General features: G+C 69.8%; 17 protein-coding genes. 6 read left to right on the top strand and 11 right to left on the bottom strand.

The annotated features are described in order from the left end of the window. The first annotated feature begins 103 nt into the window (after positions 1 to 103). Positions 104 to 1,519 carry a GH39 family glycosyl hydrolase gene (locus tag SPR02S_RS22375; RefSeq protein ID WP_019059234.1) on the top strand — a complete coding sequence of 472 codons (1,416 nt, stop codon included), beginning with the start codon at positions 104 to 106 and terminating at the stop codon, positions 1,517 to 1,519. Positions 1,520 to 1,562: 43 nt separating this feature from the next. On the opposite strand, the gene SPR02S_RS22370 is transcribed toward SPR02S_RS22375, so the two are convergent. From SPR02S_RS22370 to SPR02S_RS22340, 6 genes are all read right to left on the bottom strand, one after another. Next, entirely contained in the window at positions 1,563 to 5,414 is a 3,852-nt protein-coding gene (locus SPR02S_RS22370; RefSeq protein WP_019059233.1) for a lipopolysaccharide biosynthesis protein, read from the bottom strand. After that, complete coding sequence (locus SPR02S_RS22365; protein WP_026150773.1) at positions 5,407 to 6,207, bottom strand: polysaccharide deacetylase family protein; 801 nt, start codon at positions 6,205 to 6,207, stop codon at positions 5,407 to 5,409. The genes SPR02S_RS22370 and SPR02S_RS22365 overlap by 8 nt, the downstream gene beginning before the upstream one ends. A gap of 145 nt (positions 6,208 to 6,352) precedes the next feature. After that, positions 6,353 to 7,402 carry a glycosyltransferase family 2 protein gene (locus SPR02S_RS22355; protein WP_026150772.1) on the bottom strand — a complete coding sequence of 350 codons (1,050 nt, stop codon included), beginning with the start codon at positions 7,400 to 7,402 and terminating at the stop codon, positions 6,353 to 6,355. Continuing rightward, on the bottom strand, positions 7,399 to 8,262 hold the full coding sequence (locus SPR02S_RS22350; RefSeq protein ID WP_026150771.1) for a glycosyltransferase family 2 protein: 864 nt from the start codon (positions 8,260 to 8,262) through the stop codon (positions 7,399 to 7,401). Before SPR02S_RS22350 ends, SPR02S_RS22355 begins: the two co-directional genes overlap by 4 nt. A 368-nt stretch (positions 8,263 to 8,630) precedes the next feature. After that, positions 8,631 to 9,056, bottom strand: a complete 426-nt coding sequence (locus SPR02S_RS56090) for a hypothetical protein (RefSeq protein WP_245607596.1) — start codon at positions 9,054 to 9,056, stop codon at positions 8,631 to 8,633. Positions 9,057 to 9,254: 198 nt separating this feature from the next. Then, positions 9,255 to 10,463, bottom strand: a complete 1,209-nt coding sequence (locus SPR02S_RS22340; RefSeq protein ID WP_019059227.1) for a S8 family peptidase — start codon at positions 10,461 to 10,463, stop codon at positions 9,255 to 9,257. A 319-nt stretch (positions 10,464 to 10,782) separates the two neighbouring features. Between SPR02S_RS22340 and SPR02S_RS22335 the strand changes: the two genes are divergently transcribed. Then, complete coding sequence (locus tag SPR02S_RS22335) at positions 10,783 to 11,589, top strand: SGNH/GDSL hydrolase family protein (protein WP_026150769.1); 807 nt, start codon at positions 10,783 to 10,785, stop codon at positions 11,587 to 11,589. 4 nt (positions 11,590 to 11,593) lie between these two features. Here the strand turns inward: SPR02S_RS22335 and SPR02S_RS22330 are convergent, their stop codons facing one another. The 4 genes from SPR02S_RS22330 to SPR02S_RS22315 all read right to left on the bottom strand — a co-directional run bounded on the left by SPR02S_RS22330 (position 11,594) and on the right by SPR02S_RS22315 (position 18,432). Beyond that, the gene (locus SPR02S_RS22330; protein ID WP_019059225.1) at positions 11,594 to 13,219 is read right to left on the bottom strand and encodes a serine/threonine-protein kinase; all 1,626 of its coding nucleotides are present in this window, start codon (positions 13,217 to 13,219) and stop codon (positions 11,594 to 11,596) included. A gap of 45 nt (positions 13,220 to 13,264) precedes the next feature. After that, entirely contained in the window at positions 13,265 to 14,974 is a 1,710-nt protein-coding gene (locus tag SPR02S_RS22325; RefSeq protein WP_019059224.1) for an urease accessory protein UreH domain-containing protein, read from the bottom strand. After that, positions 14,971 to 16,704 carry a tetratricopeptide repeat protein gene (locus SPR02S_RS22320; RefSeq protein ID WP_019059223.1) on the bottom strand — a complete coding sequence of 578 codons (1,734 nt, stop codon included), beginning with the start codon at positions 16,702 to 16,704 and terminating at the stop codon, positions 14,971 to 14,973. Before SPR02S_RS22320 ends, SPR02S_RS22325 begins: the two co-directional genes overlap by 4 nt. 186 nt (positions 16,705 to 16,890) lie before the next feature. Next, positions 16,891 to 18,432, bottom strand: a complete 1,542-nt coding sequence (locus SPR02S_RS22315) for a DUF4331 domain-containing protein (RefSeq protein WP_078622961.1) — start codon at positions 18,430 to 18,432, stop codon at positions 16,891 to 16,893. 230 nt (positions 18,433 to 18,662) lie between these two features. Here SPR02S_RS22315 and SPR02S_RS22310 point away from each other — a divergent pair, with 230 nt between their 5' ends. The 3 genes from SPR02S_RS22310 (at position 18,663) to SPR02S_RS60350 (ending at position 20,434) form a co-directional block, all read left to right on the top strand. After that, entirely contained in the window at positions 18,663 to 19,205 is a 543-nt protein-coding gene (locus SPR02S_RS22310) for a sigma-70 family RNA polymerase sigma factor (protein WP_019059221.1), read from the top strand. Continuing rightward, positions 19,202 to 20,041 carry an anti-sigma factor gene (locus SPR02S_RS22305; RefSeq protein WP_019059220.1) on the top strand — a complete coding sequence of 280 codons (840 nt, stop codon included), beginning with the start codon at positions 19,202 to 19,204 and terminating at the stop codon, positions 20,039 to 20,041. Before SPR02S_RS22310 ends, SPR02S_RS22305 begins: the two co-directional genes overlap by 4 nt. A 126-nt stretch (positions 20,042 to 20,167) precedes the next feature. Beyond that, positions 20,168 to 20,434 carry a hypothetical protein gene (locus tag SPR02S_RS60350; RefSeq protein ID WP_033286328.1) on the top strand — a complete coding sequence of 89 codons (267 nt, stop codon included), beginning with the start codon at positions 20,168 to 20,170 and terminating at the stop codon, positions 20,432 to 20,434. A gap of 42 nt (positions 20,435 to 20,476) precedes the next feature. Here the strand turns inward: SPR02S_RS60350 and SPR02S_RS22300 are convergent, their stop codons facing one another. Next, complete coding sequence (locus SPR02S_RS22300) at positions 20,477 to 21,673, bottom strand: CaiB/BaiF CoA transferase family protein (protein WP_019059219.1); 1,197 nt, start codon at positions 21,671 to 21,673, stop codon at positions 20,477 to 20,479. A 106-nt stretch (positions 21,674 to 21,779) separates the two neighbouring features. On the opposite strand from SPR02S_RS22300, the gene SPR02S_RS22295 reads away from it, so the two are divergent. After that, the gene (locus tag SPR02S_RS22295) at positions 21,780 to 23,426 is read left to right on the top strand and encodes an amidohydrolase (RefSeq protein ID WP_245607595.1); all 1,647 of its coding nucleotides are present in this window, start codon (positions 21,780 to 21,782) and stop codon (positions 23,424 to 23,426) included. Positions 23,427 to 23,428: the final 2 nt, after the last annotated feature.

Genomic DNA, 23,428 nt, shown 5'->3' with positions numbered 1-23,428 from the left:
TGTGTCCTGCTTGTGTCCGCCGCGTGTCCCCTCCTTCCTGTTACAAGGCTGTGCACGCGGAGACCTGCCCCACCGCCCGGAACCGACGTTACTGTTGCCCTTGATGGGACGTCATGGGTGGAATTCGGGGGCACTGCGGTGGCGGCTCACCGCGCTGCTCGGCGTGGGTGTGGCCGCACTGGCCCTGATCGTGACCCTGATCAACACGCTGCCCGGCGGCGGCAGCACCACGGGCACCTCGCGCGACGGCGACAAGGTGCACGGCACTCCGGCGAGCCCGCCCGACGAGGACCGGCCGGAGGTCGGCTGGGGCTTCACCCACACCCAGTACAGCGCCGACGAGGGCAGCGACACCGCGACCGAGCGCGTCGAGGGGCTGCTGGCGAAGTCCCAACTTCCGCAGGACCAGGCCATCATGGGCTGGGGCGCCGACAACCCCGAGCCGGTGAAGGGGCGTTACGACTTCGGCGCCCTGGACCGCCGCGTCGACTTCATGCGCAAGTCGGGCGGCACCCCCGTCATCACTTTGTGCTGCTCCCCGGACTGGATGAAGGGCGGCAAGTCCGGTGTCGACAACACCAATTGGAGCCAGGCCTCGTTGGAGACGGCGCCGAAGCCCGAGCACTACGCGGACTACGCGGCGCTCGCCGCGACGGTCGCCAAGCGGTATCCGGACGTCACCCACTTCATCGTGTGGAACGAGTTCAAGGGCTTCTGGAACGACGCCGAACAGCGCTGGGACTACGAGGGTTACACCCAGCTCTACAACCTGGTCTACAAGGCGCTGAAGAAGGTCAACCCGAAGATCATGGTCGGCGGTCCGTACCTCGTGATGGACAGCGTGGACCCGCGCGACGCGAACGCCTCCAGCACCTTCAAGGGCAGTTGGGGCGCGATGGACCAGCGGATCATCGACGCCTTCGACTACTGGAACAAGAACAAGGTCGGCGCGGACTTCGTGGTCGTCGACGGCTCCAGCTACACCAACGACGACGACCTGCTGCCGAACGAGTTCGGGGCCACCGACAAACTCACCGCTGTCAGCAAGTGGGTCCGTGAGCAGACGCACGATCTGCCGCTGTGGTGGGCCGAGTACTACGTAGAGCCCGCCGACGGCAACGACGACCGCAAGGGCTGGTCCGAGACCCACCGTGTCGCCGTCCAGGCCACCGGCATGATCGCCATGGCCAAGGGCGGCGCCACCTCCGCCTTCTACTGGAACCCGGAGGAGGAGAAGGGCACGGAGTGCGCGGGCTGCCTGTGGACGCCGACCGACAGCTCCGACGGCGGGAAGCAACTCCCCATGTACGACCTGGTCTCCCGCTTCGACGCGGCCTTCGGGCCGGGCACGACGTACGAGACCGTGTCGGTCGCCGCCGACGACGTGCCCAACGTTCGGGTCCTCGCCACCGACAAGACGATCCTGGTCGTGAACACCCTGGACCGGCAGATCAGCGCGAAGGTCGACGGCAAGGGGTTCGACATGGCGGCCTACGGGGTCAAGTGGCTTACGCGATAAGCCACTTGACCCCGTAGAACCCCGGAACTCCGCTGCCGCACGGTCACTTCATCGTCAGGAACCGCTGCACCAGCGAGGCCAGCACCACCGCCAGCAGGGGCAGTGAGAACCAGAAACTGCTCTGCATCCATCGCAGTTGACGCACACTCGGCCGCACCGCGACCCGGACGACCTCGCGGGCCGTCAGCATCAGGATCAGGGCGAGCGCGGCGAGCGCGCCGACCACCGACCACGGCGTCCAGGTGATCTGCGGTCCGATCGGCCCGGGATCGGGCTTGGGGACCGCGCCGGGCGGCTGCTCGCGCAGCGCGTACATGGTCACGTCGGCGTTGACGAGGACCTTCTTCAACTCCTGCCGGTTGTCCAGGTTCTGGATGAGCCGGGACTCCCAGGCCGCCGAGTAGCCCGCGTCCAGCTGGAGCGAGACGACCTGGCTCTTGTTGAGCATCAGATACGAGTTCGGGCCCGCGTCCTTGAGCGCCTTGACCAGACCGGACACCAGTACGGGGTCCGAAGGGGCCAGCGTGGGAACGTAGTTGACCCGCTCCATGTCCTTCGCGCCCCACGGCATCGCCGGCGTCACGTCGTTGACCGTGTCGTCGCTCAGCCACAGCAGCCGTACCGTCGGCTTGTCGTGGGCGTACACGTAGTTCATGGCGGCGACCTCGCCGGGCCGCACCCGTTCGAAGCCCTCGTTGCCCCAACGGGCCACCAGGAAGCCGCTCATGAGCAGCAGCCCGGCGAGCAGGGCGGCCAGCGGGGCGAGGCTCATCCGGTCCTTCTCGCGCTCCTTGGCGGTGGCGCCGGTGCGCGGGAAGAGGGCGAGGCCCGCGAGCAGGGCCGCGCCCGGCACCGCGAACATGAAGACGCGCAGCGCCATCTCGCCGCCGTAGGACTGCATGCCGAAGCCCAGGAACGGGACGAAGGTGAGGACGAGCAGGGAGCGTTCGCGGTACTTGTGGTCGCGGCGGCGCCACCAGCCCCAGCAGGCGAAGGCCATGACGCCGCCGGCCAGCAGGACGCGGGTGTAGAGGACCAGCTTGTGGGTCGAACTGCCGCCCTGGATACGGCCGGAGACGGAGGTCGAGACATTGCTGCCGACGCCGCCGACCCCGCCGAACAGGTCGTTGAAGTGTCCGGACCAGTACGGCTCCGCCATGAAGCCGAGCCAGACCGCGACCAGCACCCCGAACAGGATGGGCAGGCCGCGGAGTTCGGAGCGGCCGATCAGGACAAGGACCGTGAGCACGCCCAGCATCACGAACGGCGTGAGCTGGTGGGCCGGGACGCTCGCCGCGAACAGACCGATCAACACCAGGAGCAGGACGGCCTGTTGGCGCCGGTCGGTGGGTTCGACCTCCGCCTCGCCGGGCCGGATCCTCGTCCACAGGACGTGCGGTGCCCGGAACCAGACCAACAGGATCGCCACGAAGGCCAGATAGAGGAGGAACGTGAAGCCCTGCGGGGAGAAGTAGTCCTGGCCGACCCAGCCGCTGAGCACGAAGATCCAGATGCCGGTCCACTTCGCCCGCCAGCTCGCCCGCAGCGAGCGCACGAGCAGGAACATCGGTGCCAGATAGGCGAGTTGGATGGCAGTGGGCCACCAGCGGATGACCTCGGTCCAGTCGGTGATCCCGCACGCCTTGCCGACGAACGCGGCCACCGCGAAGAAGCCCGGCCAGCTCCAGCGCGCGTCCAGGTCGGGTACGGCCGACCCGGTGCGGTCGATGTAGTCGATGAACCCGAGGTGCTGCCACGCCGTCGGGAAACGCGGCTCGGGCTCGATCACCGCGGGCAGCGCGTGCAGCGAGACCACCGTCGCGAGCAGGGTGATCAGCAGCAGCGCCTTGTGCTCGCGGCCCAGCCACAGCAGCGCGGCGAATACCACGATCAACAGCGCGGCGCCGACCAGCGTGGGCAGCGGCAGCACCGAGATCAGGCCCAGCCCGCCCATGCGGTCCAGGTCGGACTCGCCGAGCCGCGCCGCGGGCACCCAGTACAGGAGCAGCGCGGCGACCAGCAGACAGCCGAGGACGACACCGGGGCGCGTGGGCATCAGACGCTCACGCAGGGACAACGGCCGTGCGGGCGGCGGCACTTCGGACTCCTGCGCCTTCCGCTCCTTCGCCGCCGCGTCCTCCCGGGCCTGTTCCCGTACGAGCGATTCCTCCGGTACGACCACCCGGTCGGAGCCGTTGGCGGGCTCGAACGGCGCGTCCACCTCCGGTTCGGCGGACGGGCTCACCGAGGACTCCGAACCGGGTTCCCGTTCCTCCACCGGGAGGCCCACGATCTCGGACCGCTTGATGCCGAGCGCCCAGGTCGGCCGCTGCTCGCCGGACACGATGGGCGTGCCGGTGGGCGGGGTGCCGGGGCCCGGGCGTACGTCGGGCCGGCGTTCCAGGTGGTCGAAGTCGACGTGGATGCCGAGCGCGAGGGTGTCGGAGTCGAGCGCCCAGGCCGGGCCACGACGGCGCGATGCGGTGGCCGGGACCTCGCGCGCGCCCAGGTCGGCGAGGTCGCCGTCCGGTGCCGCGTCCTCGGGCAACTCCGCGGCCGGCGCCGCCCGGAGCGTCTTGAACAGCTTGGGCGCGGCGATCGCCACGATCACCGCGAGGCTGGAGATCTCGGCGACGCCCGCGCCGGTCAGGCCCATGCGGGGCAGCAGCAGCAGCGTCAGACCGAGCACCAGGACGCACAACAGGCCCTGCAGCCAGGCGAGTCCACCGGTACGGCTCTGCGCGCGCAGCACCGCGAAGTACGTCTCCATGAGGACCCGCAGCAGCGCGCCCACCGCGAACCAGCGCAGCAGCGGCGTCGCCGCGTCCGCGTAGCCCGCGCCGAACACGCCCAGGATCCACGGCGCTCCGATGAACAGCAGCCCGCAGATCGGCAGCATGATCCGGGCCATCCGCTTGATCGCCGCACGGGTGTTGGCGGCCAGGCGTGCCGGATCGTGGGAGCCCTCGACGGTCAGCGAGGCGCCCATGTTGATGGCGAGCAGGTTGACCGTGCCGCCTATCGTCGTGGTGATGTAGAAGTACGCGTTGTCCTCGGAGCTGACCTGCGAGGCGATGATCACCGGCACGAGATAGACCACGGCGAGCGAGAACAGCGAGCCGGTGTAGTCCCCGGCGAGGAACCTGCCGATCTCCCGCAGAGTCGGCGGCTTCGCGTGCTCCTCGGTCGCCTTGATGTGCCGGGGCACCAGCCGCCGGAACACCAGCCAGCCGAGCGGCACCACGGAGAACGCGATCGCGGCGACCCAGGACACGAAGACACCGCTCGCGGCGAGCACCGACGCCAGCGCGACGAGCAGCGCCAACTTCACCGCGGAGAACACCGTGTTGCCCACCGGCACCCAGGGCGCGTTGCGCAGCCCGGTCAGTACCCCGTCCTGGAGTGTGAGCACGTTCCAGGCGACGACCGCGACGACGAAGCCGAGCGCGGGGATCGGCCCGTGCAGGAAGCGGTACGAGGGTCCCCAGTCGTCCAGCGTCAGCAGGAAGATCCCGGCCCCGCACGCGACGACGATCGAACTGCCCGCGTATGTACGGAAGATGAGGCGCCCGGTGGCGCGTCCGGCGACCGGGATGAAGCGGGCCAGGGCGCCGGTGAGCGTGACCGCCGTGAGCCCGGCCAGCAGCTTCATCGCGGCGATCGCCGCCGAACCCTGGCCGACCGCGGACGGGGAGTAGTAGTGGGCGGCGATCAGCCAGTAGCCCAGCCCCAGCACCGCGGAGATCCCGGTGTTGAGCATCAGGGCGTAGGCGTTGCGGAACAGCGGGCTGCCGCCGGGGGACTTGCTCCTTCCCGGCAGGCGCAGTCGGCGCCCCGTCTGCTGGGGCGCCTCGGTCTCGGGCGCCGCGTCCTGGGTGGTGGTCGTGTCAGACACGGGAACGGATGGCCTTCCGGCGGACCTGTCGAGCTCTGCGGACCATGGCGTACCCCTGGGTGAGGGCACGGTCCCTGGCGAAGTTGCGGGCGATCGCACGGCCCTCGACGAGCCGCTCGAACTCCTCGACTCCCGTACTGCGGCGCACGGTTACCCGCCGCAGCGCGTACGGTCCCTGTCGGCGCCGGGCGAGGTCGTTGCCGACGGCGAGCGCCTGCGCGAACCCGGTCTCCCGTACCGCCTGGCGCACCCGGCGGCTGGAGTAGCCGTACGGATACGCGAACGAGACGGGTACGGCGCCGAGTTCGTCGGCGACGATCTCCTTGCAGCGGACCAGTTCCGTGCGCAGGGTGTCGTCGTCGAGCTGGTCGAGCTGCGGGTGGGTGTGACTGTGGCCGCCGATCTCGACGTCCGCGCCCGCGAGTTCACGCACCTGGTCCCAGTCGAGCATGGTGTCCAGGCCGCCGCCGGTGTCGTGGGCGCCCCGGATCCAGCCGGTGGAGACGAACAGGGTGGACGCGAAGCCGTGTTGGGCCAGCGCGGGCAGCGCGTGCCGGTGCACACCCTCGTAGCCGTCGTCGAAGGTGATCAGCACCGGCCGCTCGGGCAGCGGTTTGCCGGAGCGCCAACTCGCGGCCAGATCAGCCGTGTTGACAGGAGTGAAGTGCAGGTCGCCGAGAAGTGCCAGCTGCTCGGCGAATGCCTCGGGCGCGACGGACAGTTCGCGGGTGGCGTCATTCGGGGCGGCGGCGATCGAGTGGTACATCAGGATCGGCACCGGTGTGTCACTCATGGTCGCCCCCCGCCGCGCTCGTTGCGGCCACCGCGCCCGGGCGCGTCCGCGTGTTCGGGTGCGTCCCCATGCTCGGGTGCCTCCCCGCGTCCGGGTGCGTCCCCGCGTCCGCGTGCCTCCCCGCGCTCATGTCCGACCCACACGCTCATGTCCGACCCCCGCGCTCATTACCGCCTCCACGCCCACGCCGGCCCCCGCGCTCGCGTGCGTCCCCCTCGATCTCCACCACCGCGTAGGTCGCTCCGCCGCGCCGGGCCCGGACGCTGCCGACGACATACCCGCCCGCCGCCGTGAACACCCCGGCGACGATCGCGCCCGCCCGGCCCGCGCCGCCCGGTCGGGCGAGCACGGCGTCGCGCAGGCCGCGCGCGACCCCGGCCGGCAGGACCCGGGTCGTGTACCGGCGTTCCGACTCAAGTCCCTTGTCGGCGCCGACACTTCGGGCCACCAGCGCCTTGGAGAGACCCTCGGCGTACGTACGCGTGCGGAAGTATCCGAAGTGTTCGCGCACCGCGGGCACCCGGTGGTGGATCACCGCCCGGTCGTCGATCAGCAGCACCGCGTCCGGTATGGCCCGCGTGAGCCGGATGCAGAGCTCCGTCTCCTCGCCGCCCAGCGGACGCTTGTCGCCGTCGCGTCCGATGCCGGTCGCGAAACCGTCGGCCGCGTCGAACGCCGTACGCCGGAACGAGGCGTTGCCACCGAGGACGTTGCGCACCCGGACCCGGCCCGGCGGCAGGCCCTTGTACGTGCAGCCCACCACCCAGTCGAACTCCTCGGGGAACCAGGCGGGTCGGCGGCCCGACGCCCAGATCGGCATCGTGCGACCGCCGACGGCCATCACCTTCGGATCGGTGTACGCCTCGGCGAAGTACCGCAGCCACTCCCGCTCGGCCACGGCGTCGTCGTCGAGGAAGGCGATGACCTCGCCGCGCGAGACGGCGATACCGGTGTTGCGGCCCGCGGACAGCCCGCGCGGGCCCGCGTTCGCCAGCACGCGGACCTCACCGGTCTCCTCGACGTCCTTGTACTCCCTGGTGAGTCGGTCCAGGAGAGCGGGGTTGTGGTCGACGACCAGCAACGTCTCCAGCGCGGGCCGTGACTGCGCCCGCACCGAGGAGACCGCCGCGAGGATGTCCTCCCAGCGGTCCTCGGTGTAGACGCAGATCACGACAGAGATGTCGGGACTGCTCAAGACACCTCTCCCCGGACCGAGTTGAGCTGGGCGTCGAGTTGAGGATCGCGTTGCGGGTCGAGCGTGTCGATCATCGTGGAGTGCGAACGACGGCGCAGCGCACGCCGGTTGGAGCGCTCCTTGAGGATCACCTTGAGCACCCGGATCCCGTCCCGCACGGCACGCAGATTGCTCGTGCCGTGGATACGGAGGTACTCGTGGCTGGGGATCTCCTGCACTTTGAGGCCGGCCTTGACCACCCGGATGTTGATCAGGGTCTCGATCTCGAAGCCGGTGCAGTCGAGGTCGATCTTGTCGAGGCAGTGCCGCCAGAACGCGTTGTATCCGTAGCAGAGATCGGTGTAGCGGGCGCCGAACTTGCGGTTGACGATCGTGCACAGCGCCCAGTTGCCGAGCTTGCGGATGAACGTCATGTCGTCCGTGCCGCCGCCGTTGGCGAAGCGGGAGCCCTTGGCGAAGTCCGCGCCCGAGACGAGGGCGGAGACATAGCTGACGATCTCGTGGCCGTCGGCCGAGCCGTCCGCGTCGACCATCACGATGATGTCGCCGCTGCACGCCTCGAATCCGGTGATCAGGGCATCCCCCTTGCCCTTGCCCTGCTGTTCGACGACCTTGACCCCGGGCCACAGCTCGCGGGCCACCTCGACGGTGTTGTCGGTGGAATTGCCGTCCACAAGAACCACTTCGTGAATCCACGCGGGCAGTGTCTTGAAGACGTAGGGGAGATTCTCCGCCTCATTCATGGCGGGAATCACCACACTCACCGGCGGTGTGATCGCCAGGTGAGAGGAGATGGGCCGGTAAATGGCCGACATTAATGGATCTTGGCCCGATGCAGCTGGGCGCAGAACAGAACTCACGAGTCTGGTCCCTCTCGTCCGGCGGACCGCCCGCCCCTGGGCGGCCCGGCTCTGTGCTCCGGTTCGAAAGGGGGGTTCTCACGGGCGCCACGGAGAAATGGATCTCCGTGCACGCATGGTGAGCTGGCAAAACTGGTCGACCCCCGGAAAACATGAAAGCCGGCCGCGCGGACGACTCGGTCACAAATACGGTCACCGAGCACGGCACCCCCCTACCGCGCCCCGCCCCGGATCCATCGCGGTCCTTGAGCCCTCCCCTAGAGCCGCTAGATGATGAACCAGTGCGGGTGAGATGTACGACGGTATTGACAATTGAACCTGTATGGCAAGGCCTGGAACGAGGCCTCACGTTTTTGTTGGTTTGACCGTTACACAACTTTGTCAGCCGTTGTACGGCCCGGCATATGCCGTATGAATACCGATAGCGATATCAGGCCACTGATCACCGCCACCGTGATGATTCCGCCGTCGACCGACCACCGGTGCACGGCCAGCATTCCCTGGGCCACCAGCATGTCGACGACCGCCGCGCCCGCCACCGAGGTGAGAACACGGCCGAAGGGATCAAGTCCGCGCAACACCGCGGCAATTGCCGAGGCCGGCGCCGCGAACAGGAAGAACAGCGCGAACGGACCGCGCAACGGTGATCCCGAGTCGACGAGCGCGAGCAGCGCCCCGACCCCGCCCACGGCGACTGCCGCGCCCGCGAGCAGCGGTGCCAGATCCCTCCCCGGTCCTGGCCGTGCCCGCTCGGTGTCAGCGACGGATGGCATCTTGATACGTAAGGTCTGCATTGGCGACTTTGCCCCCCAGCGCGCCGGATGCCGGACTTCAATGTCGCGCAGCCCGACCGGGCACGTCAAGGTGCGGAAGCCGCTTGCACCGGTTCTCGCGCATCCCCGAATGGATGTTCCCCGGAGGCGTGTGCTGCCTCCGGGGAAACGGTTGTTCGGGCGGAGCGGTGGAGCGGGTGAACGTGGTGCGGCCGGGTGTTACGGGACGAGCTTCAGCAGCTTGTTCGGTGAACCCGTGCCCGCGCTGGTCACGACACCCGAAGTGGCGCCGTTCACCAGGGCCGTGGCGACCTGGGCAGGAGTCGACGAGGTGTGGCCCGAGAGATAGACGGCCGCCGCGCCCGCCACGTGCGGGGTCGCCATCGAGGTGCCCGACAGGGTGGCGGTGGCGGTGTCGCTGGTGTTGTAGCCCGCCAGGATCGACGAGCCGGGCGCGAAGATGTCCAGTATCGAACCGTAGTTGGAGTAACTGGCCTTGGCGTCCGTGCTGGTGGTGGCGCCGACCGTGATCGCGGTGGAGACCCGGGCGGGGGAGTACGAGGAGGCGTTGGCGGCGCTGTTGCCCGCCGCGACCGCGTAAGTCACGCCGCTGGATATGGAGTTGGCGACCGCCGTGTCGAGCGAGGTGGAGGCGGAGCCGCCGAGCGACATGTTGGCGACCGCCGGCGTGGTGTGGTTCGAGGTCACCCAGTCGATGCCCGCGATCACCCCGGCCGTCGTACCCGAGCCGCTGTTGTCGAGCACCCGGACCGCCACGATGTTCGCCTTCTTGGCGACGCCGTACGTCGAACCCGCGATCGTCGTCGCCACATGCGTGCCGTGGCCGTTGCCGTCGGAGGCGGTGGTGTCGCCGTCGACCGCGTCGTAGCCGTACGCGGCACGGCCGCTGATCTGGGTGTGGGTGATCCGGACGCCGGTGTCGATGACGTACACGGTCACGCCGGTGCCCGCGCTGTCCGGGTAGGTGTACGTCCCCGAGAGCGGCAGTGCGGCCTGGTCGATGCGGTCCAGGCCCCAGGGCGCGCTGGACTGGGTGGTATCGGTCAGGTGGACGCGCTGGTTCTGCTCCACCGCGGCGACCGCCGGGTCGGCGGCGAGTCTCTTCGCCTCGGTCGCGCTGAGGCTCGCCGAGTAGCCGTTCAGCACCGTGCCGAACGTCTTGGTGACCGTGCCGCCGTACTCCTTGACCAGGCCCTTGCCCGCGGCCGAGGACGCCTTGAGGCCGGCGCTCTTCTTGAGGGTGACGATGTAGCTGCCGTCGACGGCTGTGGGGGAGCCGGCGGCCAGTACCGTGCCCGTGGCCGGGGCGGCCTGGGCGGGGAGTGCGGTGAGCCCGCCGACGAGAGCGGCGGTGGCGGCGCCGGTGATCGCGGCGAGCCGGAGCTTGTTGCTACGCAGGAGTGCCATTACGAGGGAGTCCTCCTCCAGGCGGTGCGCGCCCGGGTCGGCGCGCGACTGTGGGGATGCGCGCGTTGACGCGCGCACGGCCGTGGAGCGTTGCGTTCCGCACCAAGGCTGAGCAAAGCCTGGGTCATGAACCGGTGTGGTTCAAGGGAGTTGACGGCCTGTCACAGAGCTGTCATGAGCACGTAATCAAACGCTCGTCGGACCCTCCCTCGGTCTCCCGTCGACTTCTCTGTCAGCTTCTGTGTTGGCATGGACACTTCCCGTCAATGCGCGTAGTTGGTACGACAGTTGTGGCAGAGATCCTGCTAAGGGAGGTTCCATGAGACGTTCCCGATTTACGGCATACGTGACCTCGCTCCTCCTCGCCACCGCATGCGCCCTCACCGGGGCGACGATGGCGCAGGCGTCCCAACTCGCCGCCACCGGCGGCTATGTGGCCCTCGGCGACTCCTACTCCTCCGGGGTCGGCGCGGGCAGCAAGATCAGCTCCAGCGGGTCCTGCGACCGCAGCACCAAGGCGTACCCCTACCTCTGGGCGGCCGCGCATTCACCCTCGACGTTCGACTTCAAGGCTTGCTCGGGCGCTCGTACGGGTGATGTTCTCGCCAACCAGCTCGGCACCCTCAGCACCTCGACCGCCCTCGTCTCGATCAGCGTCGGCGGCAACGACGCCGGCTTCAGCGACGTCATGACGACCTGTGTCCTGCAGTCCGACAGCGCCTGTCTCAGCCGGATCGCCACCGCGAAGGCGTACGTCGACTCGACGCTGCCCGGCCTCCTCGACAAGGTCTACTCGGCGATCAGCGCCAAATCCCCCGCCGCGCACGTGGTCGTGCTCGGCTACCCGCGCTTCTACAAACTCGGCACCACCTGCCTCGGCCTCTCCGCGACCAAGCGCTCCGGCATCAACGGCGCGGCCGACTACCTCGACGCCGCCCTCGCCAAGCGCGCCGCCGACCACGGCTTCACCTTCGGCGACGTACGCACCAAGTTCACCGGCCACGAGATCTGCTCCGGCAGCTCCTGGCTGCACAGCCTCAACCTGCTGAGCATCACCGAGTCGTACCACCCGACCGCGGCCGGCCAGTCCGGCGGCTATCTGCCGGTCCTGACCGGCGCGGTCTGACGTCTCACTCGTCAGAGGGTGATACCGAATCCGAGGGGGAGGCCCCGTCCGACGGGGTCTCCGCCACGCAAGTCACCGAGAACGGCACCGAGTTGGACTCCTCTTTCACCGGGCTGCGGATCTCGACACTGATCTCGTTCCTGAAGGTCCCGCTGTTCGAGTACGTCGTCAGGAACACCCGGTCCTGCTTGGTCTTCCCGCCGCCCGACGGGAACGACAGCGTCTTCCAGCCGGGGTCGGAGACCGAACCGGTCTTCGTCACCCACCGGTAGGACACCTGGGCCGGCAGCTTCCCCACCGTGATGCTCGCCGTGAAGGTCGGCGCCTTCGCGTTCGGCGGCGGACAGCTGCCGGAGTACTCGGTGTTGGCGCCCTCCACCGACACCTTCACCGACTGCGGCGCCGAGGACGACTTGCTGGCACTCGGGCTCGGCGTATCGCTCGCGGCCGTGGTCTGGCTGCTCGCAGTGGGCGAAGTCTTGTCCGAGGGCTGGCTCTTGGGCGTGCTGGTGCCCTTGCCCGCGTTCGTGTCCGCGTCGTTGTTCCGGTTCAGCAGCGCGTACGTCAGCCCACCGATCGCCAGGGCCAGCGCGAGCACACCCGCGATGATCACGACGGCCGCCCGCCGGTTCTGATGCGGTTCGGCCGCGGCCGTCGGCGTCGGGTAGGAGTCGGGCGGCGGCCCGAAGCCCTGCACCGGCTGCGGCGGCGTCCGCGAGTCCTGCTGGGAGTAACCGTCCTGCGGATACCCCGCCATCGTCGGTGTGTACGGCGTCGTCGGCGCCGTGGACGCGCGAGGAGTGCCGCCCGCCGCGACCAGCCGTAGATCCCGCTCCGCCTGCTCGGCGGAGAGCCGCTCGGCCGGGTCCTTGCGCAGCAGGCCCTCGATGACCGGGGTGAGCGGTCCCGCCAGCTGCGGGGTCGGCAGCTCCTCGTCGACGATCGCGCGCAGGGTGCTCAGCGGGGTGTTCTGGCGGAACGGCGAGTGGCCCTCGACCGCCGCGTACAGCAGTACACCGAGCGCCCACAGATCGGACTCGGGGCCCGGTGTGCGGCCCAACGCCCGCTCCGGGGCGAGGAATTCGGGCGAACCGATGACCTCGCCGGTCATGGTGAGCGCCGAACTGCCCTCGACCATCGCGATACCGAAGTCGGTCAGTACGACCCGACCGTCGTTCGACATCAGCACGTTGGCCGGCTTCACGTCCCGGTGCAGTACCCCGGCGTCGTGCGCGGCCCGCAGCGCGGCCAGCACCTCGGCACCGATGTGCGCGGTCCGCTGCGGCGTCAACGGCCCCTCGGCGTCCAGGAGATCGGCCAGGGACACGCCCCGCACCAGCTCCATGACGATCCACGGGCGGCCGTCCTCCGTCGCCACGTCGTACACCGTCACGACGTTGCGGTTGGCGACCCGGGCCGCCGCCCACGCCTCGCGCTCAAGGCGGGCGTACATCCGCTCCACGTCGTCGGAGGCCAGTCCGCCGGGCGCGCGCACCTCCTTGACGGCGACCTCGCGTTGCAGCACTTCGTCGCGGGCCCGCCACACGGTGCCCATCCCACCCTCACCGAGGGGGGACAGGAGCCGGTAGCGGCCCGCGATCACACGTTCAGTGCCCGGATCTTCGGACATGGGCTCCCCCCATTCGCAGCCGGGCGAATTCTCGCCAAACGTAACTCAGCCGAGCGCTGATGCCGCCCCCTTGAGCACCAGTCCGACCCCGAGGGCCACGACGACGAACGCCGATCCCAGCGGCAGGGTCCGGCGGACCAGCACCGCGATGGGGCTGGTGGTCCAGCGGGGACGCCGGTCCAGCACTCGGTTCATCCCTGTACCCAGCTTGACGACGGCGAATCCGGCGGCGGTGAGGGTGAGCGCGAGACCGACGCCGTACGCGACGACGAGCAGCAGCCCGAACCAGGCCTGACCGAGCGCCGCGGCGCCCACGAGGACGACCACCGCGGAGGGGCTGGGCACCAGCCCACCGGCGAAACCGAGCAGGATCGTGCCGCGGACGGTGGGGGCGGTCTCGTGGGTGTGGGTGAAGCCGCCGTGCGTGTGTTCCACGGCGTGGTCGTGGGGATGGGGGTGGTCATGGCCGTGGTCGTGGTCATGACTGTGACCGTGGGTGTGGTCATCGTCGTGGCTGTGCGGGTGGGGGTGCGCGTGGGGGGCCGAGGACGCGGCTTCGGTGTGGGCGGAGACCAGGACGAGAGCGCGCTCGGGGGTCTCGGCGGTTTCGTGCGGGTGGTCGTGGGGATGGGGGTGCGGGTGTGAATGGGCTTGCGGGCGTGGGCGGTTGCGCCATGCCCGGCGTACGAGGTTGGCGCCCGCGAAGAGGACCAGGACGCCGCTCGCGATGCCCAGCCAGGCGATCACCGAGGGGGTCGCGGCGGAGCCGGCCGTGACCAGGAGGCCCAGGGCGACCACGCCGAGGGTGTGGGTGACGGTGACCGAGGCGGCGAGCGGGAGGACGTCCTTGAGGCGGGCGCGACCGCCTCGCGCGGCTGCCGTGGCCGCCATCAGGGTCTTGCCGTGACCGGGGGCGAGCGCGTGCATCGCGCCCAGGGCGATCGCGATGAGCAGGGCGAGGGCGGCGAAGCCGACGGTGAGGTGGTGGCGGGCCACCAGGTTGTTCAGGGCCTCCGTCCAGCGGTCGGCGCCGCGCGGCAGCACGGAGGCGGCGGGCGGTTCCGACGTGGACTGGTCGGCGTCGGTGAGGGCCGGGCCGCCGGGGCGCGCGTGCAGGGACGCGGTCGTGGTGTCGGCGGGGGAGGAGAGCAAGTCCTTGGGGTAGCTGGTGAGTTCGTGCGAGATCGACTTCTTCGCCACGTCCGACTTGGTGAGCGTCATCCGGTCGGCGCGCGCGGTGATCTCCCGCCAGCCCGGGCCGGTGGTCAGCCCCGCACTGTGGAAGCCCAGGGTGACCGTGCTCCCCTTGGGCAGCGCGGCGTTCGAACTGCACTCCACCCGCAGGGTGTTGAGCCCGGCCTGCCCCGGCCGCAGCCGCGCGGTACTGCTGCCCGGCGTGAGGGCGACGGTACGGCCGTCGACGGTGACCTTGCTGCCCTCGGCGGCCTTGTCGCAGCGCTGCCGGGCCCACTCGGTCATGCCCAACCGCTTGATCTCCGGCTTGACTTGGGTCGCCGGGATCTCGGCGAGGTCCTCGATGTGCGTGACGCGCAGCTCGCCCGGGGCGACGACGAGACCGTCGTAGCGGTTGACGGTGAAGTTGCCGAGAGGGTGCGCGCTCGCGCTCGCCGTGGGGACGAGCAGGAGCGCGCCGGCGGCGGTGAGGACGGCCGCGGCGGAGGCGAACAGGCGGCGGAGGGCCCGCACTTGGGGCCGTCGGGCGGGCGTCACCTGGAGGCGGCGGACCGGCGTCACTTGGTTGCCTCCAACGCCTTACGGGCCTTGCTCGCGCCCAGCGGTGAGAAGCCCGGGTTCAGCTTCAGGGCCTTGGTCAGGTGGGCGCGGCCGTCCGCCTTGTGGCCGGTGGCGAGCTCGATGATGCCGAGGTGGTAGATGAACGAGGCGTTGTGGTAGTTCGTGGCGGTGGCCTGGCGGGCGTAGGGGAGGGCCTCCTTGTCGAGGCCGTTGACGTGCAGGGCCCAGGCAAGGGCGTCCGCGGTGTGCACGGTGTGGCGGCGGGCCCACTCGGCGCGGGCGGCCTTCAGGGCCGACTTGACGTCGCCGTGGTCGGCGGCGGCGAGTGCGGTGTCCAGGTCGGCGTTGACGCCGTTGGCGCGGGCGAGGGCGATCCAGGCGTCGACGAGGGCGTACTGGTCGTCGGCCTTGGCCTTGTCGCCCTCGGCGCCCCGGCTCTCGTACAACTCGCCGAGTTCCACCAGGGGTTGGGGCAGCGGGTAGCGGGAGACGACCAGTTCCATGCCCTTGATGGCGTCGGCGCGGTCGCCCAGGGCGGCCTGGGTGCGGGCGCGGCCCTCCAGCGCGGGGAGGTAGTTCTCGTCGGCGGCGAGGGCACGGCCGTAGTCGTTCAGGGCGGTCTTGTAGTCGCCCTGGTTCCAGGCGAGTTGGCCGAGCGTGCCGGCCACGTACGAGATGTCGCCGGGGGAGGTCGCGGCTGCAAGAGCCTGCTCCAGGACCCGGCGGGCCGTGGTGACATCGCCGCGCAGTTCGTGCACGTACGCGTACCGGGTGAAGACCGGGACGCCGGGCTTGCGGGCGTCGGCGAGGTCGGCGGCCTTCGACGCGTCGGCGTAGCGGCCGAGTTCGACGAGCGCGTCGATACGGGAGCACAGGGCGCGCTCGCTGTAGGGGTTCTCCTTCAGCACCTGGTCCGCGTAGGCCAAGGCTTCCTTGAACTCGTGCCGGGCTGCCGCGAGCGCGGCACGGCCCTCAAGGGCGTTCTCGTTGTCGGGCGAGATCTTCAACGACCGTTGGAAGGCGGCCTGCGCCTGCGGGTACCGGGACGGGTCGCCCTTCGTCCTGGCCTGCTCGACATACGCCAGCCCGAGCGTCGCCCACCCGTCGAAGTCCTTCGGCTGCGTCCTGAGATGGGCCTGCAGCGCGGTGATACTCGCGTCCAGACTCCCGCTGGCCAGCAACTCCGGTGACACGGCACTCGACGCGGCGGCGACCCCGGTGGCCCCACTGTCCTTGGCCGCCCCCATCGCAATGGCCCCGGCGGTCATCGCCACGGCCAACAGCGCGGCACAACCGGCCAGTTGGACAGTCCGCCAGCGGCGGCCCGCGGCGGCTATTCGACGTACGGCGGCGATGCGTTCGTCGTCGAGGTGGGGGAGCGCGGGGGGTGTGTGGCTGTGGGGGGTGGTGGATCCATCGGCGTGATCGTGATCGTGATCGTGATTGTGGTGATGGTCATGATCGTGGTCGTGGGAGTGGCCCGGCTCATCGGCGTTGCCGTGCACGGGGGTTGAGGCCTGGTCCGTGTCGTCGACCGCATCCTCGGAGGCCTCGGTGTCTGCCTCTGTGTCCGCGTCCCGCTCACCCTCCGGCCCGACGTCCTCCTTCGTGCTGCCCCCGCCCTCGCCCCCCGAGTCGTCGCCCTGTTCCCACAGTCGCTCCCACTCCCGCTGGGTCGCCGCCGGCTGCTCGTCCTTCGGCGGCTTGTTGTCGTTCTCGCGCGGGGCCATGCCGTTCCTCCATCGCCTGGGTGGTTCCGTGGATCTGCGGATCGGTGGATACGTGGGGATACGTGGGTCAAGTGCCGTACTGCTCAAGGAAGTCGCGTGCCGTACCGCTCAGGGAAGTCGCGACACGGGGTGGCGCGGCCCGCACCGTGGGGGAAGGTGAAGTGCGGGCCGCGCCAGTCGGGGGGTTTAGTACGGGCGGTGGGTCATCCGGCGGCGCCACCACGCGACGCCCGCGCCGATCAGCAGGACACCGGCGACACCGGAGGCCGCCGAGGCGACGATCAGCATCATGTTGTCCGTGCCGGAGGACGAACCCGCCGGCTGCAACGCGTCGCCCAGCTGGTTCTTGACGTCGCTGCCGCTGGTCGTGCCCTTGGCGAGCGGGCCGCGTGAACCCGAGGTCGGCTCGGCGACGTACGGGAAGTACTTCTCGAAGCCCTTGTCGTTCTTGTCGACGGCGTCGCCCAAGTCGTTCTTGGAACCGACCAGTTCACCCTCCATGACCTGGAGCGCCTCGTCGATCACGTCGTCGGTGAGCCGACGCCCGTTCGGGAAGCCCGCGGTGTCGCCGTCCAGGACACCGAGGCGCTTGGGGTGCGCGGCCGGCTTGATCGACGTGTTGAGGCGCAGCATCTCCGACGGAGTCGCGTACGGCTGGAGCGTGTTGAGGTCCTTGACGCCCGTGAGGAACACGCTGACGAGGTCGTTGCGCGGCTCGGCCGGCGCCTTGATCTTGTAGATCGACTCGATGAGCTTCGGGATCTCCGGCTCGGTCACGTTCTTCAGGAACTGCGCGTCGTCCTTGGGCTCCGACGCGTTGAACTTGTCCTTGTCCTTCTGCGGGTTGACGACCTCGTTGACCAACGGGTTGCCCAGGCGCGAGACCTGCGTGTAGTAGCCCTTGGCGTTCTTGCGCTGGGTCGTGGAGTAAATACCCACGGTCGGCCGGGACTTGGACTGCCGGATCAGGTCGTTCGGCACCTGGAGGGCGATCGTGTTGACGTTGTAGCCCTTGAGGGTGTCGTTGCCGACCTCGCTCAGGTTGCCGCCGTACAGCAGGTCGAAGACGCGCAGGTCCGCGAAGAACGGGTCGTCGGCCTGACCCGCGAAGGTCGCGCCGCCGTTCGACGTCTTGTAGATCGCCTGCGAGCGCAGCTTGGCGTAGTCCGGCATCGACGCGTCGCCGACGTCCGAGGGCGCCGCCGGGATGTCGTCGGCGACCTTCGTCTCGGAGACCTTCTTGCCCTTCTTGAGCTTGATGAGCTCGATGTCGTACGACTGCGTGATGTTGAGGTCCGGGTCGGTGAGGCTGGTCACCGGACCCGTGTTGTACAGGAACGTCTTCTTGTTCTTGATCTGCGTGCTGAAGGTGTAGCGGAAGATGAAGTCGTCCAGCGCGTCACCGTTGTTGTCGATGTGCAGGTCGTACTGGGCGTCGTCCGCGAACTGGTAGAAGTTCGGGCCGCCGGCGGGCTCCTCGAACGGGATCCAGTTCGCCACGATCGTCGTGGTGTCCGGCTTGTCCGGGCTGACGAACGCGTACAGGTCCGTGTTGTCGTACTGCGGGGTCCCCGAGATGAGGGGAGCCTCCCGGTGGGAGGAGGCCGCGGCCACTCCCGGTTCCAGCGCGGCCACACCGGCGGCCGCGAGCCCGCCAGCGGCCAGCGCGCCGCATATGAGGGCCGCGATGTTCCTGCGCCCCGCACCGCTCCTGGAGATAGGTGTCATGCCGTCCGTCCTCAGTGCCAACTTGCCTGACGCTCGGGGATTCGGAGCAGGTGCCGGGGCGGATTGGTCAAACCTGAAAAGTTTTTTTTGGCGCCTTCCAATCCGTCCCTTGACCCGCGTTTTGGGCAAGCTGATCCGTAACCCATCCGTAGAGGTGTTCGCTACGAACGCCTCGTGTGACGGGATGTGATGAGGGGATGGGCCGCGTGCGGTCGAAGAGTGGGGGACGGGTGGAGGCCGACGAGCTCCTGGTGCAGGTCGCGGCAGGTGATCAGCGGGCCTTCGAGGAGCTGTACGGACTGGTGTCCGGGCCGGTGTTCGGACTGGTGCGCCGGGTGGTGCGCGACCCGGCGCAGTCCGAAGAGGTGTCCCAGGAGGTGCTGTTGGAGATGTGGCGGTCCGCCGCCCGCTTCGACCCCGGCCGGGGCAGCGCCCTGTCCTGGGTCCTCACCCTCGCCCACCGCCGGGCCGTCGACCGGGTGCGCAGCGCCCGCGCGGCCGGCGAACGCGAGCAGCGCGAGGCCCGCCGCTCCCACCACCCCGCCTTCGACCAGGTGACCGAGGAGGTCGAGGCAGGCCTGGAACGGCAGTTGGTGCGCCGCTGCCTGGACCGGCTCACCGCCCTGCAACGGCAGTCCGTCACCCTCGCCTATTACGACGGCTATACGTACCGTGAAGTGGCCGAGCGGCTCTCGCTGCCGCTCGGCACGGTCAAGACCCGCATGCGTGACGGACTCACCCGGCTGCGCGATTGCCTGGGAGGTGTCGCATGAGCATCCTCGCCCGACTGTTCGGCCGGGGGGATCCCCACTCGCTCGCCGCCCCCTACGCTCTGGACGCCCTCGAACCCGACGAGCGCCGCCAGTTCGAGAAGCACCTCAGGGGCTGCGACCGCTGCGCCGAGGAGGTGCGGGCCATGACCGAGGACGCGGTCCGCCTCGCCTGGTCCACCGTGGCCCAGCCGCCGCTCGCCATGCGCGACCGCGTGCTGGCCGCCGTACGGCAGACCCCGCAGGAGCCCGGGCCGCTGCGGGAACATGTGCGCGAACCACAGGCGCGGGAGTACACACCCCGGCTGCCGGCACATGTGTGGGGCACACAGCCGCAGACCTCGCGCGCCCGCGCGCCCCAACGGCGGCCGTTCTTCGTGCCGTTCGCCACCGCGACGGCCACCGCCGCGCTCGTCGTTGCCTCGCTGTTCGCCGTGCAGGCCAACCAGACCCAGGACAAGCTGAACGCCGAGCAGGCGCAGTCACGTGAGATCGCCCACGTTCTCGCAGCTCCCGACGCCCGCGCGACCACCGGCGCGGACAGCGCGGGCCGGAGCATCGGCGTGATCGCGTCCGCGTCGGAGGGGCGCGCGGTCGTCACCCTGAGCGGATACGGCGCACCGCCGAGCGGGCGCGTGCGCCAACTGTGGCTGATGCGCCCCGATGTGCAACCGCGCTCCCTCGGGCTCTTCAAGGACGACACGCCCTTGGTCACCACCGGACTCGACAAAACTGCAACATCACTCGCAGTGACCGTGGAGCCCGACGGAGGCTCAGCACAGCCCACAACGCAGCCAGTTGTCCAACTCGCCCTGAAATCGGTTGGATTCGGAGAGTAATCAAGGAGGGGTCGTCAACACCCTTACGGGGAAGGTGAATCCTGAGACCTCGATACACGAGTGCTCGGTTGGGGCGATAGGGTTACCCTGCCCGGGCCGGGTGGACTCGTACGGGTGGGGAGTGACATGGAACAGATAGTGCGCAGCAGGGCAAGGGTCCCTGCGATCACGTGCGGGAGCAGCGCGACGAGTTCGCGCCTCGACCGCCATCTCTCGGTGCTGGGCGGCCCTGTCGTCCCGCAGCGCGAGACGGCAGAGGCGACCTCGTTGATGCGTGAGCTCACCTCACGTGACACCACGCAGGAACGCAGCGCCACAGGTACCCGAGTGAGCCGCGTCAAGCTTTTCGCGCCACTGCGCAGACTGCGCCGTTCACTGTTCGGCGGTCGCTGAGCAACTCCTCGGTGTCCCCGGGGAGTTGCCGGGGGCCCGCGCTCAGGCCACCACACCGTCCCGGCGCAGTGCTGCGATCTCTACGTCCGCCATCCCCACGGCACGCAGCAGCGCCTCGGTGTGCTCCCCGAGCGCGGGCACATCGCCCACCCGCGCCTCACCTCCGCCCGGCAAGGTGATCGGCGGCAGCAGCGCCCGCAGCGGCCCGACCGGCGAACCCACCTCCCGCCACCGCTCCCTGGCCGCCAACTGCGGGTGCTCCGCCAGCTGTTGTACGTCCCTCAGTCGCGCGCAGGCCACACCCGCGCGCTCCAGCAGCCCCACGGCCTCGTCGGCGCCGAGCCCACCCAGCGCCGCACCGACGAGGGCGTCGGTGCGCTCCCGGTTCACGACCCGCGCCGCGTTCGTCGCGAAGTCGGCATCGGTCCCCAACTCCGGTCTCCCGATGACCTGTTCGGCGAGCCGCCGCCACTCCCGGTCGTTCTGCACCGACAACAGCACCCGTCCGCCGTCCGCCGTGGCATAGGCGTCGTACGGCGCGATGACGGCGTGCGCAAGACCCGTGCGCGCCGGGGGAGTTCCGCCGTGCATCGCGTGATGCAGCGGATGTCCCATCCACTCCGCGAGCGCGTCCAGCATCGACACTTCCACCGGCCCACCGCGCCCGGTCGCACCCCGGCGCACGAGCGCCGCGAGCACCCCCGAGAAGGCGTACATGGCCGCCGCGATATCGGCGGCCGGAATCCCCGCCTTCACCGGCTGCTCCGGCGTCCCGGTCACCGACACCAGCCCCGCCTCGCACTGCACGAGCATGTCGTAGGCCCGCTTGTCGGCGTACGGGCCGCTCGGGCCGTACCCGGAGATGTCCACGGCGACCAGCCGCGGCTGCGCCGCACACAGCGTCGCTGCGTCGAGCCCGAGCCGGGCCGCGGCCCCGTGCGCGAGGTTCTGCACGAACACGTCCGCACCCGCGACGAGTTGGCGTACGACGTCCAGCCCACGCGGATCCTTCAGATCCAGGGCGATGGACTCCTTGCCGCGGTTGCACCACACGAAGTGTGAGGCGAGACCGCCGGCCGCCGTGTCGTAACCGCGCGCGAAGTCACCCCCGTCGATCCGCTCGACCTTGATCACCCGGGCGCCGAGATCGGCGAGCTGCCGGGTGGCGAAGGGCGCGGCGACGGCCTGCTCGACGGCGACGACGGTGATGCCCGCTAGGGGCGGCGGGAGGGCGTTCATGCGGGGATCATGTCCCGGGGTGACAGCTTTGTCATGCGGGAAGGATGATTCCTGTGGCCGGTGCACCGATCGGCCGGTGTATCCGTCCGCGCCGCCGGAGGTGCCCGTGTGTGACCTGCACGATCAGCACGACCACGAGACGACGACCGCCACCGACCCGGTGATGGCGGCCTCCGCCCACACCACCGCGCCCACCTACGTCCCACCCACGGGCCTCGCCCGGGACAGCCCCGCCAAGGCGACCGCACTGGACTGGATCAGGGAGCACACGGACCGCATCACCGGGCTCAACTCCGAGATCTGGGACAACGCCGAACTCAGCCTGCGCGAATGGAAGTCGTCCCTCGCCCAGGCCGCCTTCCTCGAACGGGCCGGATTCCAGGTCGAGTTCGGCACGGCCGGCTTCCCCACCGCCTTCACGGCCACCTACTCCCACGGCACCGGCGGCCCGGTCCTCGGCTTCAGCGGCGAGTACGACGCCCTGCCCGGCCTCTCCCAGCACAGCGGCGTCGGCCACCACGACCCGCGCGAGTACGTCCACGACCCCTTCGCGCCGGGCTACGGCCCCGGCCACGGCTGCGGCCACTGCGTCCTCGGTACGGCGGCGGCAGCGGCCGCGGCGGCCGTGGCGCAGGCCGCGCAGCGACACCAACTCCCCGTCACCGTCAGGTTCTTCGGCTCGACCGCCGAGGAGAACCTGATCGGCAAGACCTACGCGGTCAGCCAGGGCGTCTACGACGGCCTCGACGCCTTCCTCGACTGGCACCCCTCGACCTCCAACGCCACCGGCTGGCGCACCAGCACCGCGATGACGGCGGTGACGTTCACCTTCCTGGGCGTGGCCGGGCACGGCGGCCATCCCCTGGGCAACAAGAGCGCGTTGGACGCGGCCGTGATGATGGCGACCCTCTCCGAGTTCCTGCGCGAGGAGAACCTGGCGCCGAGCGGACGCCTCCACTGGGTGATCAACAACGGCGGTGACATCCCGAACGTCACGCCCGAGATCGCGGAGATCAGCTACTACGTCCGTGAGGGCAGCCCCGCCCGGGTCCAAGTCCTCCTCGACAAGGTGATCGCCGTCTCCGAGGCGGCGGCGAAGGCCTCGCAGACCTCGGTACGGCACCGCATCACCGCCGCCTGCTGGAACCAACTCCCCTCCAGGGCCTTCGCGGAGCTGATGTACGACAACATGCGACAGCTCGGCCCACCCGAATTCACCGACGAGGCACAGCAGTTGGCGCGGGACCTCCAGGAGTCGCTCGGGCTGCCCCAGCAGGGCATGCACACCGAGATCGCCGAACTCGCCCCGCCCAACCCGGTGTTCCTCGGCGGCGGCTCGACGGACGTCGCCGACATCAGCTGGAACGTACCGACCGTCTCCATGGGCGCCGCCCTCGCCCCGATCGGCACCAAGCTGCACACCTGGGCCCTCACGTCCTGCGCGGCGGCGGCCCCCGGCCGGGCAGTCGTCATCGCCGCCGCCCGCTATCTCACGGCGACGGCGATCGACCTGCTCACCCAGCCGGAACAACTCAGGGCGATCAAGGACGAGTTCAAGCAGCGCACGGAGGGCGTCGCATGGCGGACCGCCCTGCCCGACGGCTACGAACCGCCCATGTACGAACCGCCGGAGTGGTTCCTGGAGAAGACCGGCCAGAGCTGGCCACCGGGCAACATCACCTGGCCGCCCCAACGGGTGGTGTCCCAGGAGAAGTTCTCGTCTCTGGGGCCCGAACTGCCGCCTCAGTACTAGCG

The organism is Streptomyces prunicolor NBRC 13075, from assembly GCF_000367365.1.
Classification (GTDB): domain Bacteria; phylum Actinomycetota; class Actinomycetes; order Streptomycetales; family Streptomycetaceae; genus Streptomyces; species Streptomyces prunicolor.
The sequence above is the reverse complement of the archived record's forward strand: the minus strand, read 5'-3'. Positions and strand labels throughout refer to the sequence as shown.

Bases quoted from the DNA above. Each gene is read 5' to 3' on its own strand.
- SPR02S_RS22375 (WP_019059234.1), top strand. From the start codon at position 104: ATGGGACGTCATGGGTGGAATTCGGGGGCACTGCGGTGGCGGCTCACC.
- SPR02S_RS22365 (WP_026150773.1), bottom strand. From the start codon at position 6,207: ATGAGTGACACACCGGTGCCGATCCTGATGTACCACTCGATCGCCGCC.
- SPR02S_RS56090 (WP_245607596.1), bottom strand. From the start codon at position 9,056: ATGCAGACCTTACGTATCAAGATGCCATCCGTCGCTGACACCGAGCGG.
- SPR02S_RS22340 (WP_019059227.1), bottom strand. From the start codon at position 10,463: ATGGCACTCCTGCGTAGCAACAAGCTCCGGCTCGCCGCGATCACCGGC.
- SPR02S_RS22335 (WP_026150769.1), top strand. From the start codon at position 10,783: ATGAGACGTTCCCGATTTACGGCATACGTGACCTCGCTCCTCCTCGCC.
- SPR02S_RS22330 (WP_019059225.1), bottom strand. From the start codon at position 13,219: ATGTCCGAAGATCCGGGCACTGAACGTGTGATCGCGGGCCGCTACCGG.
- SPR02S_RS22320 (WP_019059223.1), bottom strand. From the start codon at position 16,704: ATGGCCCCGCGCGAGAACGACAACAAGCCGCCGAAGGACGAGCAGCCG.
- SPR02S_RS22315 (WP_078622961.1), bottom strand. From the start codon at position 18,432: ATGACACCTATCTCCAGGAGCGGTGCGGGGCGCAGGAACATCGCGGCC.
- SPR02S_RS22305 (WP_019059220.1), top strand. From the start codon at position 19,202: ATGAGCATCCTCGCCCGACTGTTCGGCCGGGGGGATCCCCACTCGCTC.
- SPR02S_RS60350 (WP_033286328.1), top strand. From the start codon at position 20,168: ATGGAACAGATAGTGCGCAGCAGGGCAAGGGTCCCTGCGATCACGTGC.
- SPR02S_RS22300 (WP_019059219.1), bottom strand. From the start codon at position 21,673: ATGAACGCCCTCCCGCCGCCCCTAGCGGGCATCACCGTCGTCGCCGTC.